General features: G+C 62.5%; 1 protein-coding gene. It reads right to left on the bottom strand.

Features of this window, described 5'->3' with window-relative positions; translation table 11 throughout:
• On the bottom strand, positions 1–586 hold a 586-nt coding region (locus tag HV670_RS30395), incomplete at both ends, for a DDE-type integrase/transposase/recombinase (RefSeq protein ID WP_175108597.1).

Here is a 586-nt window from a genome sequence, read left to right as displayed (position 1 = left end):
GGCATGACACCCAGCGCCTGGAGGGTGGCGAGCATCGTTGCGCCTTTCATCGGGCCGCCGTTATCCGAATGCAGAATCACCTGGTTGGGCTGTATCGCTTCACGCGCGCAGAGGTCCCTGAGGACTTCGCTGGCCAGGACGCTGCTTTCCTCGGCATAGACCTGCCAGCCGACAATCTTGCGGCTGAACACATCCAGAAACAAATACAGATAGAAATACTGTCCACGGATCGTCGTCGGCAGGTACGTGATGTCCCAGCTATACAACTGGTTCGGTGCGTCGGCGCAAACCGAACGGGGTTTGCTGCGTGCGTGGACCGGCCGTTCGCTGCGCCGGTGGGCGAGTTGCTTCTCGGCCTTCAGCACCCGGTAGAACGTCGATTCGGAGGCGATGTAGCGTTGCTGGTCTGCCAGTCGCGGCACGATCTGGCTTGGCGGCAGATGACCGAATTCGGCTGAGTTCGCGATCGCCAGCAGCTCAGCGCGTTCATCGGCAGAAAGCTTGTGGAGCGGCTCATGGCGCCGCAACGAGCGCCCGTCCACCGCGCCAGGTTCGCCGAGTTGCCAGCGCTGGACTGTCCGGGCAC

The sequence above is a fragment of the Pararobbsia alpina genome, from assembly GCF_902859895.1.
Taxonomy (GTDB): domain Bacteria; phylum Pseudomonadota; class Gammaproteobacteria; order Burkholderiales; family Burkholderiaceae; genus Pararobbsia; species Pararobbsia alpina.
This window is presented reverse-complemented; position numbering and strand designations above follow the sequence as displayed.